The sequence below is a fragment of the Subtercola sp. PAMC28395 genome, assembly GCF_018889995.1.
In the GTDB taxonomy this organism is placed as follows: Bacteria; Actinomycetota; Actinomycetes; order Actinomycetales; family Microbacteriaceae; genus Subtercola.
Genome location: NZ_CP076547.1, coordinates 2,638,254 through 2,654,528 on the forward strand (window position 1 = coordinate 2,638,254; position 16,275 = coordinate 2,654,528).

The following is a 16,275-nucleotide window of genomic DNA, read 5'->3' on the forward strand; positions in this document are numbered from 1 at the left end:
GCCCGCCAGACCCAAACACCCAGTGTATTCCTCCAATCGCGTGCAGATACCGTCGAGGTGCAAAGTCACCCAGCGGATTGGTTAGGCTGGTCGGTGGTGTCGACTTCCGTGAACCGGGAGCGCCCCAGTTGAATGATCTCTACAACCCAAAAGAGAGAGGTTGACGTTGACAGTCAACGACCAAGACCCCTATTCGGTGTCGAACATCGATTCTGATCCTGACGAAACAGCCGAATGGTCTGAGTCGCTCGATGCACTGGTTGCCGAGCGGGGCCATGGCCGTGCCAGGGAGATCGTGCTCAGCCTGCTCAAGCGCAGCAAAGAACTGCACCTTGGCGTGCCGATGGTTCCCACCACTGACTACATCAACACGATCGCGTCAGAGAACGAGCCCGAGTTCCCGGGTGACGAAGACATCGAGCGTCGGTACCGTGCCTGGATCCGCTGGAACGCCGCGATGCTGGTGCACCGCGCACAGCGCCCCGGTATCGCCGTCGGTGGGCACATCTCGACCTACGCATCGAGCGCGAGCCTCTACGAAGTCGGTTTCAACCACTTCTTCCGCGGCCACGACCACCCGGGTGGCGGCGACCAGGTCTTCGTGCAGGGCCACGCCTCCCCCGGCACCTATGCCCGTGCCTTTCTCGAAGGCCGTCTCAGCGAGCACCAGCTCGACGGATTCCGCCAGGAGAAGTCGCACGCCGGTGGCGGCCTCAGCTCCTACCCCCACCCCCGGCTCATGCCCGAGTTCTGGCAGTTCCCGACTGTGTCGATGGGTATCGGCCCGATCAACGCCATCTACCAGGCGCAGTCGAACAAGTACCTCACCAACCGGGGCATCAAAGACGCCAGCGACCAGCAGGTCTGGGCGTTCCTCGGCGACGGCGAGATGGACGAGGTCGAGAGCCGTGGCCAGCTCCAGGTGGCTGCCAACGAGGGTCTCGACAACCTGAACTTCGTGATCAACTGCAACCTGCAGCGCCTCGACGGCCCTGTTCGCGGCAACGGCAAGATCATCCAGGAGCTCGAGAGCTTCTTCCGGGGTGCCGGCTGGAACGTCATCAAGGTCATCTGGGGCCGCGAATGGGATTCGCTGCTGCAGAACGACTCCGACGGCGCGCTTCTCAACCTGATGAACCAGACTCCGGATGGCGACTTCCAGACGTACAAGACCGAAGACGGCAAGTACGTCCGGGACAACTTCTTCGGTCGCGATCCCCGGGCGCTGAAGCTCGTCGAAGACTACAGCGACGACCAGATCTGGGGCCTCAAGCGAGGCGGCCACGACTACCGCAAGGTGTACGCCGCCTTCAAGGCCGCGAGCGAGCACAAGGGCCAGCCCACGGTCATCCTGGCGCACACCATCAAGGGCTACGGCCTCGGCAAGGGCTTCGCCGGCCGCAACGCCACGCACCAGATGAAGAAGATGTCACTGCCCGACCTCAAGGCGTTCCGCGACGAGATGCGCATCCCGATCACCGACGCGCAGCTCGAGGCGAACGACCACTGGTCTCCCCCGTACTACAACCCGGGCCCCGACGACGAAGCGATCCAGTACCTGCATGAGCGCCGCCGCGCGCTCGGCGGCTACGTGCCGGAACGCCGCACGAAGCACACCGCGATCACGCTTCCCGACGACTCGGCCTACGCGATCATGAAGAAGGGCTCCGGCACGCAGGAGATCGCCTCGACGATGGCCTTCGTGCGCCTGCTGAAGGAGATGACACGGTCGAAGGACTTCGGCAACCGTGTCGTTCCCGTCATCCCCGACGAGGCACGAACCTTCGGAATGGACGCGTTCTTCCCGAGCGCGAAGATCTACAACCCGAACGGCCAGCACTACACCAGCGTCGACCGCGACCTGTTGCTGGCCTACAAGGAGAGCCCACAGGGGCAGATCATCCATGTCGGAATCAACGAGGCCGGTGCCGTCGCAGCATTCACCGCCGCCGGAACCTCGTACGCCACGCAGGGCGAGCCCCTCATCCCGGTGTACGTCTTCTACTCGATGTTCGGGTTCCAGCGCACAGGTGACGCGCTCTGGGCCGCAGGCGACCAGATGACCCGCGGGTTCATCATGGGCGCGACGGCGGGCCGCACCACGCTGACAGGCGAAGGCCTCCAGCACGCCGACGGCCATTCGCACCTGCTCGCAGCGAGCAACCCTGCTGTGATCTCGTACGACCCGGCCTACGGCTACGAGATCGGCCACATCGTTCGCTCGGGGCTCGAGCGCATGTACGGCGGCACGCACACCGACCCGAACGTCATGTACTACATCACGCTCTACAACGAGCCGATGGTCATGCCGGCCGAGCCGGAGAACGTCGACATTGAAGGCATCGTCAAGGGCATCCACCACCTCAAGTCGGGCTGGGTCGACAACGGGCCGAAGGCGAACATCCTGGCCTCCGGCGTCGGTGTTCCGTGGGCCCTCGAAGCCCAGGAACTGCTGGCAAACGACTGGGGTGTCTCGGCAGACGTCTGGTCGGTCACCAGCTGGACCGAGCTTCGCCGCGACGGCCTGCGGGCAGAGGAACACAACTTCCTCTACCCCAACGACGAGCGCCACGTGCCGTACCTCACGAACAAGCTGTCGGGTGCCCACGGGCCCTTCGTCGCTGTGAGTGACTACATGCACGCGGTCACCGACCAGATCAGGCAGTTCGTGCCCGGTGAGTACGCGACTCTGGGCGCCGACGACTTCGGATTCTCCGACACCCGCCCCGCAGCCCGCCGTTTCTTCAAGATCGACGGCCCTAGCGTTGTTGTGCGTGTTCTGGAACAGCTCGCCGCCCGCGGTGAGGTCGACCAGAACGCACCGCAGTGGGCCATCGAGAAGTACCGGCTGCACGACGTGTCTGCTGGTACCTCCGGCTCCGCCGGCGGAGAGAGCTGACGCACAACAGCGCCCCACTCATGGCCAGAACCAAAGAACAGACCCTCGCATGGTTGCGAACGGTGTCGGGAGAGCTCTCGACAGCGACGATCAAGCGACTCGACGAGACGCTTCCCTGGTACGGCGACATGCCGCCGGGGAGGCGCTCGGCGGTGGGTCTGGTCGCCCAGGCGGGCATCAAATCGTTCATCACCTGGTATGACGACCCGACCACCACCACCTGGATCGCGTCTGATGTCTTCGGCTCGGCGCCGCGTGAGCTGTTGCGGTCGGTCAGCCTGCAGCAGACCCTGCAGCTCATCCGGGTCGTCGTCGAGGTGGTCGAACAGCGAATCTCCAACGGAGACCAGTCGCTTCGCGAAGCGATACTGCTCTACTCCCGCGAGATCGCCTTCGCGTCAGCAGACGTGTACGCACGCGCCGCAGAAGCGAGAGGCCTGTGGGATGCCCGACTCGAGGCACTCGTGGTCGACTCCATTCTCAGCCGGGAGGGTGACGACGAGCTGCCGAGCCGTATCGCGGCTCTCGGCTGGCACGGCCACGGTGCCGTCAGTGTTCTGGTCGGCACCACCCCCCGCATGCTCGACGTCGATCAACTGAGGAGAACGGCCAGGCACCTGGCCGCCGACGTTCTCATCGGCGTGCAGGGCGGCCGTCTCGTGCTCGTCATCGGCCGCTCCCAGCCCGCTATCGGCTCGGCCGACGAACCGGCCGCGGGTGCAGTGGCCGAGCCGGTGCTGTCGTTCATGCAGATCGCCAACGCGCTCGAACCAGGATTCGGGCCAGGTCACCTGGTGCTGGGTCACGAGGTACCGAGTCTGGTGGATGCCTCGCGCAGCGCCAAGGCCGCGCTTGCCGGCTTCGCTGTCGCCCGATCGTGGCGTAACGCTCCCCGGCCCGTGCTTGCCGACGACCTCCTGCCGGAACGCGCACTCGCCGGCGACCCGCTCGCCCGCTCGACGCTCGTCAACCGGGTGTACCGGCCACTGCAGGACCAGTCCCCCGAACTCATGGCAACCCTCTGGTGCTACCTCGACAACGGGCGCTCCCTCGAAGGCACTGCCAGGGAACTGTTCGTTCACCCCAACACCGTACGATACCGACTGAAGCGGGTCTCGCAGGTGATCGGCTGGGACGCAACAGGAGCCCGGGAGGCCCTCATCCTGCAGTCCGCCCTCATCCTGGGTTCGATGAACGAGCCTGACCCGTTGGCGCGCAAACGGTGAGCGGCTGTACGACACCCACAACGATTCGTGCGAACGTTCGTCGGCTATTGACACCGCTCACGTCACCACACTTGAAAGACTGAAATCATGATCGTCATCGTCTGCCCTGGCCAGGGCTCACAGACTCCTGGCTTCCTCGAGCCCTGGATTGCTGAAACCTCATTCAGGGAGCACCTCGGGGCACTGGGTGACACCGCAGGGATCGACCTGCTCGCCCACGGAACCACGAGCGATGCCGACACCATCCGCGACACGAAGATCGCCCAGCCGCTCATCGTGGCCGCAGGGCTCCTCACGCTGACAGCACTTCTCGCCGACGGCCGCCGCTCGCGGGTCGGCGGGGTCGCCGGCCACTCTGTTGGTGAGATCACCGCCGCCGCAGCATCCGGAATCCTGAGCGAACACGACGCCATGACGTTCGTTCGCGAACGAGGTCTGGCGATGGCCGAAGCCGCAGCACTGGCTCCCAGCGGAATGAGCGCGGTCGTCGGTGGCGACGAAGCAGAGCTCCTGGCCACCCTCGCGACCCTGGGGCTGGAACCCGCCAACTTCAATGGTGGAGGGCAGATCGTGGTGGCCGGCGACCTCGGTGCGCTTGAGAAACTGAAGGATCTGGCACCCCGCGGAGCGCGAGTCATCCCCCTCCAGGTCGCCGGCGCCTTCCACACGCAGTACATGGCTCCCGCGGTGCAACATCTCCGCGCGGTGGCAAGCAGTCTCACGCCCGCAGACCCCACCATCCCGATCTGGACCAACCGTGACGGCGGCATTGTCGACGCCGGCCCGGATTTCGTCGATCTGCTTGTCGGCCAGGTGTCCTCTCCCGTTCGCTGGGACCGCTGCATGCAGTCATTCCACGACGCCGGTGTGACCGGTATCATCGAAGTCTCTCCGGCAGGCGCCTTGACGGGTCTTGCCAAACGCGGGCTCAAGGGTGTTCCGGCGGTCGCCGTCAAGACTCCGGATGACCTGCCAGCGGCAATCGAACTCCTCACCGGCTCGGCGGCCTAACCCGAGTCACTAACCCGAGTCACTCACCCGAACCACGCGCACACCCACTCACCAGCCAAACGAAGCCGCTCAAACGGCCAAGGATACGATGTCACGCCCCACTCTCCAGCAGTCGCACGGCCCTGAATTCACCCGGATCTACGCGATGGGTGCCGCACGAGGAGACCTCGTCGTGCCCAACGATCACCTGATCGGGCCGATCGACTCCTCCGATGAGTGGATCAGGAAACGCACGGGCATCATCGAGCGCCGCAGAGCCAGTGCCGACGTCACGGCTGTCGACCTGGCCACGGCCGCTGCCCGGGAGGCGATCGAGAAGGCAGGAATCAGGCCCGACCAGATCGGTGCTGTCATCGTCTCGACGATCAGCAACCCGGTTGTGACCCCGTCGATTTCCACGCTCGTCGCAGAACGGGTCGGCGCAACGCCGGCCGCCGCGTACGACATCGAAGCCGCCTGTGCCGGCTACACCTACGGAATCGCGCAGGCCGACTCACTCATCCGTGCCGGACTTGCCGAGTATGTTCTGGTGATCGGCGCAGAGAAGCTGTCCGACTTCGTCGACCCGGCAGACCGATCCATCTCGTTCCTGCTCGGTGACGGCGCAGGCGCTGCAGTCGTGGGGCCGAGTGACTTCGCTGGTATCTCCAAGACCATCTGGGGCTCCGACGGCTCGAAGTGGGATGCGGTCGGAATGACAGGCACTTACGTCGGCTTTCGCCGGGGTGACAACGAGTGGCCCACCATGCGCCAGGAAGGCCAGACGGTTTTCCGATGGGCGGTCTGGGAGATGGCGAAGGTGGCCAAGCGTGCGCTTGACGAAGCAGGAATCACCGCTGATGACCTCACCGCGTTCATTCCCCACCAGGCGAACATGCGCATCATCGACGAGTTCGCCAAAGTGCTCAAGCTGCCCGAAACCGTGCTGATCGGCCGCGACATCGAGACGACGGGCAACACCTCGGCCGCGTCGATACCGCTCGCGACGCACCGGCTCCTGCAGGAGCATCCGGAAGCCTCTGGAGGCCTCGCGCTGCAGATCGGCTTCGGTGCCGGGCTGGTGTTCGGTTCGCAAGTCGTCGTGCTTCCCTGACCCGGTTCGACTGCCCACCATGGGCGCTCGTGCCGCGCCGCCGCAACGAACCGCTCCCCCTCTGACCTAAACTGAATGTCGCCTCAAATGACACCCAAGGAGAAAAATACAATGGCATTGTCCACCGAAGAAGTTCTTGCCGGCCTCGCCGAGCTCATCAACGACGAAACTGGTATCGCAGCCGACACGGTCGAGCTGGACAAGTCGTTCACCGATGACCTCGACATCGACTCCATCTCGATGATGACCATCGTCGTCAACGCTGAAGAGAAGTTCGACGTCAAGATCCCCGACGAAGAGGTCAAGAACCTCAAGACCGTCGGCGACGCCGTGCACTTCATCACCAACGCACAGGCGTAGGTTTCACCCCCCCGACACCCTGTCGAAGAGTGCGGATGACCGGGGCTCGGCATGCGCCCCATGCTCCGGTCTTCCCGCTTGTACCGTCGCTACTGTCCCGTCGCCTCGGGGCCGCTGCGGCGGCAACTGATCCACAGAGAAAGCACCTGCCATGAGCAAAAGAATCGTCGTCACCGGAATCGGTGCAACCACTCCGTTGGGCGGAACAGCTGAAGAGAGCTGGCACGCACTTCTGAACGGCGTTTCGGGCAACCGCACCCTCGAACAGGAGTGGGTCGAGAAGTGGCAGGTGCCCATCACTATGGCTGCGCAGGCCGTCGTGCCCTCCATCGACGTTCTGACGCGGCAGGAGACGAAGAGGCTCGACCCCAACAGCCAATTCGCTCTGACAGCCGCTCGCGAGGCGTGGGCAGACGCGGGTGCTCCTGAGGTCGACCCGGAACGCATCGGAGTCGATTGGGCCACGGGAATCGGTGGCCTCTGGACGCTCCTCGACGCCTGGGACACCCTGCGTGAGCGTGGCCCCCGCCGCGTTCTCCCGATGACTGTTCCCATGCTCATGCCGAACGGGCCGGCAGCTGCGATCAGCATGGATCTCGGCGCACGCGCCTTCAGCCGCACCGACGTCTCGGCCTGTGCCTCGAGCACCGAGTCGATCGCCAACGCCTACGACCACCTGCAGGCCGGGCTGGCCGACATCATTCTTGCGGGCGGCTCTGAGGCGTGCATCCACCCGCTGCCCATCGCCTCGTTCGCGGCGATGCAGGCGCTGTCGAAGCGCAACGACGACCCCGCCACCGCTTCGCGACCCTACGATGTCACCCGCGACGGGTTCGTGCTTGGCGAAGGCGCCGCTGCGATCGTGCTTGAGACCTACGAGCACGCCGTTGCCCGCGGGGCCAAGATCTACGCGGAGCTGCTCGGCGGTTCGGTCACGAGTGACGCGTACCACATCACTGCCCCCGACCCCGAAGGTTCGGCCGCCGCGCGCGCGATGATCGCCGCGATCACCAACGCGGGCTTTGCTGTTACAGATGTCGCACACATCAACGCGCATGCAACGTCGACACCCGTCGGTGACATCGCAGAGTACAACGCTCTTCGCCGTGTGTTCGGTGAAGCAGTCGAAGGCATTCCTGTTTCGGCGACGAAGGCATCGACAGGTCACCTCCTCGGCGGTGCCGGAGCCATCGAAGCACTGTTCGTCATCAAGTCGCTGCAGGAGCGAATCGCTCCCCCGACGATCAACCTCACCGAGCAGGATCCGGAGATCCACCTCGATGTGGTCACGTCGCCGCGGCCGCTGGGGGACGGCGACCTACTCGCCATCAGCAACTCGTTCGGTTTCGGCGGGCACAACGCAGTGGCGGCCTTCAAGACCGTCTAGCCGTCTCGACGGTCGACGATGGACTCGCCGGTTGAGTAAGCGCACAAGCGCGCTGTATCGAAACCCTGACTCGCTCGTTGAGGTTTCGATACGCTCCTTCGGAGCTACTCGACCAGCGCCTCAGCCGACAGAGTGCAACCAGACCACCGGCGCGAAGTCACTCGCGTAGCGGAAGGGTTCGAGTTCATCGTCCCACGCCTGGCCGAGCGCCAGGCGGAGTTCCCGGTGCAATTCGAGCGCATTCGTGCCGGCCGACTCCATCGCCGCGCGCACGCGGTCTTCAGGGATGACGGTGTTGCCCGCCGTGTCGGTCTGGGCAAAGAAGATCCCCAGGTCTGGAGTGTGCATCCATCGACCACCGTCGCGGCCTGCAGCGGGGTCCTCGGTCACTTCATATCGGAGATGTTCCCAGCCACGCAGGGCAGAGGCGATGGCGGCCCCGGTGCCTGCAGCGCCCTCCCAGTAGAACTCGGCTCGCTGGGAGCCACGGAGCACCGGCTGCTCGATCCAGCTGAAGTTCACTGCACGACCAATGGCGCGACCTGCCGCCCACTCGACGTGAGGGCAGAGCGCGCGGGGAGCGGAGTGAACATAGATCACTCCGCGTGCGACAGATGCCACCATTTGTTTTCTCCATTCGTGAGGTACGTCTTCCCCAACGACCTGTGAATGGCTGCGCTCAAACGGCGGCTCAGTGTTCAGTTGTACAAGTACTGCGTGGCTCCAGTATGCCGACATGGATCGTGAATCGCAAGGCTGGTGCAGGCTCGTCGGTATACTCGGCAGAGATTTGAAGGCCGGTAGGCCCGAAAGGGGTGTGGTGCGTGTGTCGGTTCGGCAGAGCATCCTCGCTGTTCTCACCCTCGGCCCGGCCTACGGGCTGCAGCTTCACGACGAAGTGGAGCTGCGAACCTGCCGGGAAGGCTCTCTCAATGTCGGTCAGGCGTACTCGACGCTGGGCCGGCTGAAGACGGCCGGACTGGTCGCCTGCGAGTCCACAACAGCCGGAGGACTCCCGTTGTACGAATTGACGCCAGCGGGCCGGCAGGAGGCTGCCCGGTGGCTCGGTACCGCCCAACAGGTATCGGGCTCAGCCTGGGGAGAGATGATGGACCACGTGCTGCTCGCGGCCTCGCTGCCAGGCCATGACCCTCTCCCCCTCATCCGAGCCTATGAAGAAGCATGGCTGGACATCTCCTCGCACGAACAGAACCCGGAGAATGTCGGCTCGTCAGAGGTCGCAGGCACAAGGTTGGCGCGCGCTCAGGCGGAAGCCGAGAGACTGCTGGCGCACTCTGCTCTGGCGTGGCTGGAACAGTTCAGAACCGACACAACCGGATTCACTGTGGCGATGCAGTCAGAGCGCCCTCGGAGGGGTCGACGCCCCTTGCAGCTCCTAAAGGAGCACTGAGAGCTCCAGAAAAGCGGGTGCCTGCGCTGGTTCGGCGCGAGCATCAGTTCAGGCTTCAGAGTGAGGGTTGGGTCGAATCACTGCCAGCGATTGGCGCGGGGTTCAGCTCGGTACCAGCGCGGCGCGCAGTACCTGCGCGATCGACTCGGCACCGTGCTCGCTCAGAACGAGTGTGTAGTGGTTTGCGTCAGTCACCTCGACGAACGACACGGTGGCCGGCAGTTCCGCTTGCCAGCCAGAGATGTCTCTCTGGCTGTAGACCCCTGGAGTCTCATTGAGGAGGCCACGGGCGGCGTACAACACAGTGATGGGCACCTGCAGGCCGCACAGCATGGCCCGGAGCGCGTGGCTGCCGTAGAGTTCGCGCGCGTCAGCGGTGACCGCTGCGGGGTTGGCTACCGGTCGGAACGCCAGTTCGCCGTCGGAGGTGACGCCTTCCGCCAGGTCATAGTCTGCGTAGGCACCCAGTGCTTCAGACCAGTCACCTGCAAAGGCTGGGTGGAGCCGCCAGAACTTGCGATAGATCTCCCTGCTCGAGAAAGTGAATTCGACCCGCCGGGCCGCGGCAACCCCCAGCACGGCTTCGACGAGCTCGTCGTCGGCCAGGTCGAGCGGCACGGTCACAGGCAGGCCGCCGTCGGCCAGAATTCCACGCACGAAGAGCGCTGGATGCTCCCTGAGGGCCGCAACAGCGACGAAGGCACCCATGGAATGCCCGACGATGGACGCCTGCGACACGTCCAGCGCAGAACTGATGGCAGCGAGATCGTCAAGGTGGCTGGCCACGCCGAATGGTGCCGGCAGGTGGGCGCTCAGCCCGCGGCCGCGGAGGTCTGGCGCGACGATGCGGTAGCCGGGAAGATGCTCGGCGAGGAAGTGCCACGCGAGGTGCGAGCTGGTCATGCCGTGCAGCGCGACGATCGTGGGAGCGTCGGGGCATTCCGGCCGCCACTCACCGACCCTCATCACGCCGCCGCGCACGGGAACATCATGGGTGAAGTACGTCATCGATAGTGCCTTTGCGAGAAACCTGGCGCAGGCGCGCACGACGGCGCACCATGCATCAAGCGAAACCCAGTATCCCCATACAAGCGGTGGCGAACCACCACCGAAAACCATACTTGTGAAGTTTTATCGAGTCAAGACAGACCTGACGTTTATTCGCGATTGCCCCAGTTCTGGGGTGGCTCGGAGGCGGTGGCGTGTGGGTGGGGCGTGCGGGACTTGAACCCGCGACCGACGGATTATGAGTCCGCTGCTCTAACCAGCTGAGCTAACGCCCCGTTGGCGGCATGCAATCCAGCACACAACCGCCGCGAACCAACGATACATGTTCGCGCTTCCGGCTCGGTAACTGACTCGGGCTAAAGCGGAGGGAACTGCGCGACGCGGTGGATTCGGATCAGGAGTGTGCGGCATCCGTCGCATCGGATTCGATCGCCACGCTGGGCAGGGCGCCAGCAGCCATGATCGCGTCGATGGCTGCCGCATCGATATCGGATGCCCCGCGGTACAAGCGCTCGAAGGTGACGATGGTGCGCTGCAGGTCATGCGCCTGGATGAAAGCGAGCGAGTTGCGTTTGAACTCGTCGAGTTCTTCCTGCGGAAGACGGAGCAGGAACTCGATCCTGTCGGCGAGTTGCTGGGCGTTGCCGGGCTCGAAGAGAAAACCGTTCTTGCCGTCTTTGACGAGGTGCGGCAGTGCCATGGCGTCTGCTGCCACGACCGGCAGGCCGGAGGCCATGGCTTCCATGGTGGCGATGCTCTGCAGTTCGGCGATCGACGGCATGCCGAAGATGGTCGCCCGGGTGTAGGCGGCCCGGAGTTCTTCTTCGCTCACGTAGCCGCTGAAGTGCACGCGGTCGCCGATGCCGAGCGCCTTCGACTGGTGCTCGAGATTCTTCAGCAGATCACCGCCGCCGACGATGTCGAGCTTCACGTCGAGATCGAGGGGCAGAAGTGCAACGGCCTTGATCAGCACATCGATCTGCTTCTCACCGGTGACCCGACCGACGAAGAGAATGCGGTTGTCGGCGCGGGGCGTGAAGTCTGGGGTGTAGTTCTCGGCGTCGATGCCGCACGATATCGCGAGCACTCCGCTCAGCCCGGTGTACTTCTCGAGGAAGTCAGCGGCACTCTGGGTGGGTGTGGTCACGACGTCGGCCCTGCCGAAGGTGCGCTTCGCGGCGCGCCACGCCATGCCGACCGCCTTCACCTGCCATGACTTCGGGAGGAGCGTGAACTCGAGCAGATTCTCCGGCATGAAGTGGTTCGTGCCGATGATGCGCACTCCCCCGCGCTTGCGCGCTGCAATCGAGAGGCCCCTGCCCACGATGATGTGGGATTGGAAGTGCACGACGTCGGGGTCGATCTGCTCGAGGATGCGGTCGCTGTTCTTGTTGATGAACCACGGCTCTGCCCAGCGCAGCCAGTCGTGCGGGTACCAGCGGTAGCTCCGCAGCCGGTGAACGGTGATGTCCTGGCCGTCGTAGGTCTCTGTCCAGGTGCCGTGTTTGCGAGTGGCGGCGGGTGCGACAACGTGCACCTCATGGCCGCGGGCTGCGAGGCCGGTTGCGAGCCGCTCGGAGAATCGTGCGCTGCCATTGACGTTCGGGGAGAAGGTGTCTGCGCCAATCACGATCTTCAGGGGCTTCACGGAGCCTGCCGGGTCAGCAGATTTGTTACCGGAAGTAGCTGGCAAGTGAAAGTCTCTCTGTGGCTTGGAGGGTCTGGCCCCGACGTGTGTTGTCTCAACACGTCGTTACCGAATCGTTGCAGTCAACGCTACCCTAGTGTGCATCCGGCCGACGTGAACGTGGCCGGCCGAACACCCAGTATCGCCAGAAAGCCTCCCAAAACAAAGCCGACAGGCCACAGTCGCCGCGCCCAGGCCGCTCCAGGGTGCGTCGGCAGCGCGGCCGCCTGTGCGAGCCCGGGAGACACCGGGGTCTGTGCACGCCGCCGATAGGCTTTCTCAATGACTGTTCTTCCCATCCGGATTTCGGGCGACCCTGTCCTGCACTCTCCCGCGGCCCCTGTCACCCAATTCGACGATGAGCTGCGCACGCTCGTGGCCGACATGATCGACACGATGCACGCCGCGCCGGGTGTCGGCCTCGCTGCACCGCAGGTCGGCGTGCCACTGCGACTCTTCGTCTACGAGTACACCGACGGCGACGGCCTCGTGCACAGCGGTACGGCGATCAACCCCGTTCTGCTGGTGAGCCCGCCTCCCGTCGCCGACACAGACGACGACGCCGATGAAGAGGGCTGCCTGTCGTTCCCCGGCGAGCGGTTCCCCCTGCTTCGTTCTGCCGACGCACTCCTGACTGCGGTCGACATCGAGGGCAAACCCTTCGAAGTCCGGGCGAGCGGCTGGCTGGCACGCATCTTCCAGCACGAATACGACCACCTCGACGGGTACCTCTACGTCGACCGCCTCGAGTATCCATACTCCAAGGCCGCGACGAAGATCGCCCGCAAGCGCAGCTGGTCGGGCCCCGGGTCGAGTTGGATGCCCGGGGTCGACACCTTCGACGGCGGAGCCTGAGCAGACCGTCCGCAGCGGCCCAGAAAAAGTCGGCCGGGAAGCGGCCGCCCGGTTGCCGGCCGCGAGCTACGTGAGGGCGCGGATCCCTGCCGCCACCACGGCCGCACTCAGCACGACGACGATGAACGGGACTTTCAGCGCGTAGAGGCCGGCTGCCACGAGGACGGCGGGTACCCGGGCATCCAGAACCACCTGCTGGCCGTGGGCAAGTGTCTGCACAGAGATCAGCGCCGCGAGCAGTGCGACTGTCAGGAGATTCGCAACGCGTGCTGGTGTCGGCCGGGAGACCAGCGCGGGCGGGATGAGGTAGCCGACAAGCTTGAGGGCGAAACAGGCGATGGCGGCAAGGATCAGTACCTGCCACATGGTCATGAGGGCATCCCCTCGATCGGGGTGATCTCGGCGGTCTGGGGGCCTTGCCTGGGGCCGAGCCAGTTCGTCAGGCCGAAGAGCACGGCGACCAGGGCCGCGACGATCACGGGCAGGCCGGGCGCCAGGACGGGCGTCAGGAGCGTTGCAGCGACCGCAGCGCCCACGGCGACCGCCTGGGCCTGCCTGGCCTTCAGCCGGGGCCAGAGGAGCCCGAGAAACGCTGCTGCGGCGGCCGCGTCGAGCCCGTAGGCGCTCACATCGCCGATCAGGTTGCCGATGAGTGCACCGACCAGGGTGGTGATGTTCCAGCCGACGAAGACAACGAGGCCTGTGACCCAGAACCCGGCACGCTGTGCCGCCAGGGTGGGCTGAGCAACCGCCACAGCGACGGACTCGTCGATGGTGAGGTGAGCGGCGAGAGTCCTCGTGAACCACCCGGAGCCGACCACTGGTGACATGCGGAGCGCATAGATCACGTTCCGCGAACCGAGCAGGGCTGCTCCCGCGATCGCCGAGGGGGCCGCGGCGAGGCCGCCAGAGGCCAGCACGCCGATCAGGGCGAACTGCGAGCCTCCCGTGAACATGACGAGGCTCAGAAAGCAGGTCTGCCAGACATCGAGGCCTGCGGCAGTCGAGAGCGCTCCGAACGAGACACCGTATGCGGCCGTTGCCACTCCGACCGCCAGGCCCGCGCGCGCAGCCGACCGGGAATCAGGGCTCGAGTACACGGCTCTATTCTGCCGTCTCGACCGCACCAGGCCACGCCTTCAGACACTCAGACCGGGTTGTGTGACCCTGCGGCGAAGCCCGGTGACCTTGCTTGCAGAAAACAAAAAAGGCCGCCGGGGTGGAGCCCTGACGACCTTTTCGCTCCCCGACTTGGACTCGAACCAAGAACCTGCCGGTTAACAGCCGGCTGCTCTGCCAATTGAGCTATCGAGGAATGCTGAAACAGCTTGGTTACATTATCACGAAACACCTGTGCGCTAAATCGAGAAGCACTCATACGCCGTTCTGGCTGCCCTCGTTTGCTTCTGCGTAACTGGCTCGCGGGCAGGCTGGACGGACTGCACCCCGGGCTCCGCCAGCGATCTAGTACCCGGCCTGCGGGTCGACGACACCCAGGAATCTGCCGTCGCCGAGGAATGCGACGACGTTCTGGCGAAGACGTTCCGCGAGCAGGGGCGCTGTCATCTCGGGCGTGTCGGCCGCATGCGGGGTGATGATCACATTCGGTGCGCTCCAGAGTGGATGCCCGTCGGGCAGTGGCTCAGGATCGGTGACGTCGACCCCGGCCCCCGCTATGGCACCCGAACGGAGTGCGTCGACAAGGGCGTCGGTGTCGACCAGGCCGCCACGCGCGATGTTCACGAGAATGGCGGAAGGCTTCATCACGGCAAACTGCGCCTGCCCGATGAGGTGCTTCGTGTCGTCGGTCATTGCGGCGGCGAGCACGACGATGTCGGCGGTCGCCAGGGCCTCGTCGAGATCATCCGTCGACAGCGTACGGTCTGCTCCCGGCAGTGGTTCTTCGCTGCGGCGGACAACCGTGGTCTTGACACCGAACGGAGCCAGCAGGCGCAGCAGTTCGACGGCGATGCCGCCGGCACCCACGATGGTGACCGAGAGGCCGTAGAGGGACTCCCCTGTCGACTCGTGCGACCACGTCGTTGCCGCCAGACGCTCCGGCAGTCGCCGAAGAAGGGCAAGGGTGAGCATGAGGGCGTGCTCGGCGACAGGTTGCGCGTAGGCCCCCTTTGCGCTCGTCCAGAGCAGCTGGGGCCGGTCACAGCGCTTGAGGAGCCCGGAGAAAGCATCGACCCCCGCCCATGGCAACTGCACCCACTGGATTGCGGGATGGGTCGTGAGGATCTGCTCCAGTCGCTCGGGCTCGCTCGAGGTGAGCCAGACGATCGCCCTTGTTCCGGCGTCGAGCTCGGCGATCTGGCCGCCGCCGTCGAGCACGGCGTCCACGAAGAGGGCTCCCGGTTTCGGCAGGATGGTGATGCTCCCCGGGGTCGGTCGCCGATCACTCGCGAGTGGCACGGAATCCGTGGCCGTCACTGCGCGGTGCTGGCCAGCCCTTGGGCCTGCGGTCTCCGGCTGGTCGTAACGGGAAGTGCTCATTGGGCGCGACCGTTAGCCGCCCGGGCAAGGCCTGCGACGTACGGATGCCGCGGATCAGCGAGCACATCGTCGATGGTGCCGAGCCCCACGACCACACCCTCGTGCAGAACGATGATGCGGTCGACGGAACGCCGCAATATTTCGAGGTCGTGGCTCACGATCAGAGCCGTCGCACCGCGCTCGCGCTGGAGAGTCGAAATGACGTCGACAACTGCTCCCCGCACTGACGGGTCGACCCCTGCTGTGGGTTCGTCGGCGATGAGGAAGACGGGGTCGAGGATCAGTGACCGTGCGATTGAAACGCGTTGTCGCTGGCCGCTGGAGAGCTCGTGCGGGAGTTTCAGCGCCGTTCCGACAGGCAGGAGCAGAGCATCCAGAAGCGTGGCCACACGAAGACTGGCGCTCTTCTCGTTGAAATGCTTGTCGCGTGCGAACAAGGGCTCTGCGACCGATTCGGCGACGGTCATGTTCGAGACGAGACTGAGCGAGGAGTCCTGCGGGAGGTAGCCGACGCCGAACGTCAGGCGGTTGAACTTGCGGCCGCGAACGCCCTTGCGGAGGTCGAAGCCGAGCACGTTCAGGGTTCCTCCGACGACCCGGGCGAGCGAATCGCGTGAACCGCCGCTGCCCTGGCCAGCCGCAACGCGGGCGAGAGTCGACTTGCCAGAGCCGCTCGACCCGATGAGCCCCACGATCTCCCCCGGCTCCAGGCGCATGCTCACTCCGCGCACCGCAGTGTACGAAGGGCTGACGCTGTGTGCGGGGTACTCGATGGTCACGTCTGACGCGACCATCACTGGCTCACTCATGCACTGGCTCGCTCATGCGCTGGCTCACTC

Annotated in this window: 15 protein-coding genes and 2 tRNA genes; 8 read left to right on the forward strand and 9 right to left on the reverse strand. The window is 65.0% G+C overall.

What is annotated here, in order from left to right; all coding sequences use genetic code 11:
- Positions 1-166 precede the first annotated feature (166 nt).
- The 6 genes from aceE to KPL76_RS12135 all read left to right on the forward strand — a co-directional run bounded on the left by aceE (position 167) and on the right by KPL76_RS12135 (position 7,976).
- Positions 167-2,899, forward strand: coding sequence for a pyruvate dehydrogenase (acetyl-transferring), homodimeric type (gene aceE / locus KPL76_RS12110; protein WP_216336442.1), 2,733 nt, complete (start codon positions 167-169; stop codon positions 2,897-2,899).
- A 20-nt stretch (positions 2,900-2,919) separates the two neighbouring features.
- On the forward strand, positions 2,920-4,125 hold the full coding sequence (locus KPL76_RS12115; RefSeq protein ID WP_205108488.1) for a CdaR family transcriptional regulator: 1,206 nt from the start codon (positions 2,920-2,922) through the stop codon (positions 4,123-4,125).
- An 87-nt stretch (positions 4,126-4,212) separates the two neighbouring features.
- Complete coding sequence (locus KPL76_RS12120) at positions 4,213-5,136, forward strand: ACP S-malonyltransferase (RefSeq protein WP_216333766.1); 924 nt, start codon at positions 4,213-4,215, stop codon at positions 5,134-5,136.
- An 88-nt stretch (positions 5,137-5,224) separates the two neighbouring features.
- Positions 5,225-6,229, forward strand: a complete 1,005-nt coding sequence (locus tag KPL76_RS12125) for a beta-ketoacyl-ACP synthase III (protein WP_216333767.1) — start codon at positions 5,225-5,227, stop codon at positions 6,227-6,229.
- Between the two features lie 111 nt (positions 6,230-6,340).
- The gene (locus tag KPL76_RS12130) at positions 6,341-6,589 is read left to right on the forward strand and encodes an acyl carrier protein (protein WP_205108482.1); all 249 of its coding nucleotides are present in this window, start codon (positions 6,341-6,343) and stop codon (positions 6,587-6,589) included.
- 151 nt (positions 6,590-6,740) lie between these two features.
- The gene (locus KPL76_RS12135; RefSeq protein ID WP_216333768.1) at positions 6,741-7,976 is read left to right on the forward strand and encodes a beta-ketoacyl synthase; all 1,236 of its coding nucleotides are present in this window, start codon (positions 6,741-6,743) and stop codon (positions 7,974-7,976) included.
- Between the two features lie 120 nt (positions 7,977-8,096).
- Here KPL76_RS12135 and KPL76_RS12140 read toward each other — a convergent pair whose 3' ends face one another.
- The gene (locus KPL76_RS12140; RefSeq protein ID WP_216333769.1) at positions 8,097-8,600 is read right to left on the reverse strand and encodes a DUF3145 domain-containing protein; all 504 of its coding nucleotides are present in this window, start codon (positions 8,598-8,600) and stop codon (positions 8,097-8,099) included.
- A gap of 202 nt (positions 8,601-8,802) precedes the next feature.
- Between KPL76_RS12140 and KPL76_RS12145 the strand changes: the two genes are divergently transcribed.
- Positions 8,803-9,387 (forward strand): PadR family transcriptional regulator, encoded by a 585-nt coding sequence (locus KPL76_RS12145; protein WP_216333770.1) that lies wholly within the window; start codon positions 8,803-8,805, stop codon positions 9,385-9,387.
- A gap of 102 nt (positions 9,388-9,489) precedes the next feature.
- Here the strand turns inward: KPL76_RS12145 and KPL76_RS12150 are convergent, their stop codons facing one another.
- The 3 genes from KPL76_RS12150 to KPL76_RS12160 all read right to left on the reverse strand — a co-directional run bounded on the left by KPL76_RS12150 (position 9,490) and on the right by KPL76_RS12160 (position 12,088).
- On the reverse strand, positions 9,490-10,395 hold the full coding sequence (locus KPL76_RS12150) for an alpha/beta hydrolase (protein WP_216333771.1): 906 nt from the start codon (positions 10,393-10,395) through the stop codon (positions 9,490-9,492).
- A gap of 201 nt (positions 10,396-10,596) precedes the next feature.
- A tRNA-Ile gene (locus KPL76_RS12155) sits at positions 10,597-10,670 on the reverse strand.
- A gap of 119 nt (positions 10,671-10,789) precedes the next feature.
- Positions 10,790-12,088 (reverse strand): glycosyltransferase, encoded by a 1,299-nt coding sequence (locus KPL76_RS12160; RefSeq protein WP_216333772.1) that lies wholly within the window; start codon positions 12,086-12,088, stop codon positions 10,790-10,792.
- A gap of 276 nt (positions 12,089-12,364) precedes the next feature.
- On the opposite strand from KPL76_RS12160, the gene def reads away from it, so the two are divergent.
- Complete coding sequence (def, locus tag KPL76_RS12165) at positions 12,365-12,937, forward strand: peptide deformylase (protein ID WP_216333773.1); 573 nt, start codon at positions 12,365-12,367, stop codon at positions 12,935-12,937.
- Positions 12,938-13,003: 66 nt separating this feature from the next.
- Here def and KPL76_RS12170 read toward each other — a convergent pair whose 3' ends face one another.
- The 5 genes from KPL76_RS12170 to KPL76_RS12190 all read right to left on the reverse strand — a co-directional run bounded on the left by KPL76_RS12170 (position 13,004) and on the right by KPL76_RS12190 (position 16,245).
- On the reverse strand, positions 13,004-13,309 hold the full coding sequence (locus KPL76_RS12170) for an AzlD domain-containing protein (RefSeq protein ID WP_216333774.1): 306 nt from the start codon (positions 13,307-13,309) through the stop codon (positions 13,004-13,006).
- Positions 13,306-14,037 carry an AzlC family ABC transporter permease gene (locus tag KPL76_RS12175; protein ID WP_216333775.1) on the reverse strand — a complete coding sequence of 244 codons (732 nt, stop codon included), beginning with the start codon at positions 14,035-14,037 and terminating at the stop codon, positions 13,306-13,308. The genes KPL76_RS12170 and KPL76_RS12175 overlap by 4 nt, the downstream gene beginning before the upstream one ends.
- A gap of 142 nt (positions 14,038-14,179) precedes the next feature.
- Positions 14,180-14,252, reverse strand: a tRNA-Asn gene (locus tag KPL76_RS12180).
- A 149-nt stretch (positions 14,253-14,401) separates the two neighbouring features.
- Positions 14,402-15,436 carry a D-isomer specific 2-hydroxyacid dehydrogenase family protein gene (locus KPL76_RS12185; RefSeq protein ID WP_216333776.1) on the reverse strand — a complete coding sequence of 345 codons (1,035 nt, stop codon included), beginning with the start codon at positions 15,434-15,436 and terminating at the stop codon, positions 14,402-14,404.
- Entirely contained in the window at positions 15,433-16,245 is an 813-nt protein-coding gene (locus KPL76_RS12190; RefSeq protein ID WP_216333777.1) for an ATP-binding cassette domain-containing protein, read from the reverse strand. Before KPL76_RS12190 ends, KPL76_RS12185 begins: the two co-directional genes overlap by 4 nt.
- Positions 16,246-16,275: the final 30 nt, after the last annotated feature.

Coding starts and splice junctions, on each gene's coding strand:
- KPL76_RS12150 (WP_216333771.1), bottom strand. CDS start 10,395: ATGACGTACTTCACCCATGATGTTCCCGTGCGCGGCGGCGTGATGAGG.
- KPL76_RS12115 (WP_205108488.1), top strand. CDS start 2,920: ATGGCCAGAACCAAAGAACAGACCCTCGCATGGTTGCGAACGGTGTCG.
- KPL76_RS12135 (WP_216333768.1), top strand. CDS start 6,741: ATGAGCAAAAGAATCGTCGTCACCGGAATCGGTGCAACCACTCCGTTG.
- KPL76_RS12170 (WP_216333774.1), bottom strand. CDS start 13,309: ATGACCATGTGGCAGGTACTGATCCTTGCCGCCATCGCCTGTTTCGCC.
- KPL76_RS12140 (WP_216333769.1), bottom strand. CDS start 8,600: ATGGTGGCATCTGTCGCACGCGGAGTGATCTATGTTCACTCCGCTCCC.
- KPL76_RS12130 (WP_205108482.1), top strand. CDS start 6,341: ATGGCATTGTCCACCGAAGAAGTTCTTGCCGGCCTCGCCGAGCTCATC.
- def (WP_216333773.1), top strand. CDS start 12,365: ATGACTGTTCTTCCCATCCGGATTTCGGGCGACCCTGTCCTGCACTCT.
- KPL76_RS12120 (WP_216333766.1), top strand. CDS start 4,213: ATGATCGTCATCGTCTGCCCTGGCCAGGGCTCACAGACTCCTGGCTTC.
- KPL76_RS12125 (WP_216333767.1), top strand. CDS start 5,225: ATGTCACGCCCCACTCTCCAGCAGTCGCACGGCCCTGAATTCACCCGG.
- KPL76_RS12190 (WP_216333777.1), bottom strand. CDS start 16,245: ATGAGTGAGCCAGTGATGGTCGCGTCAGACGTGACCATCGAGTACCCC.
- KPL76_RS12185 (WP_216333776.1), bottom strand. CDS start 15,436: ATGAGCACTTCCCGTTACGACCAGCCGGAGACCGCAGGCCCAAGGGCT.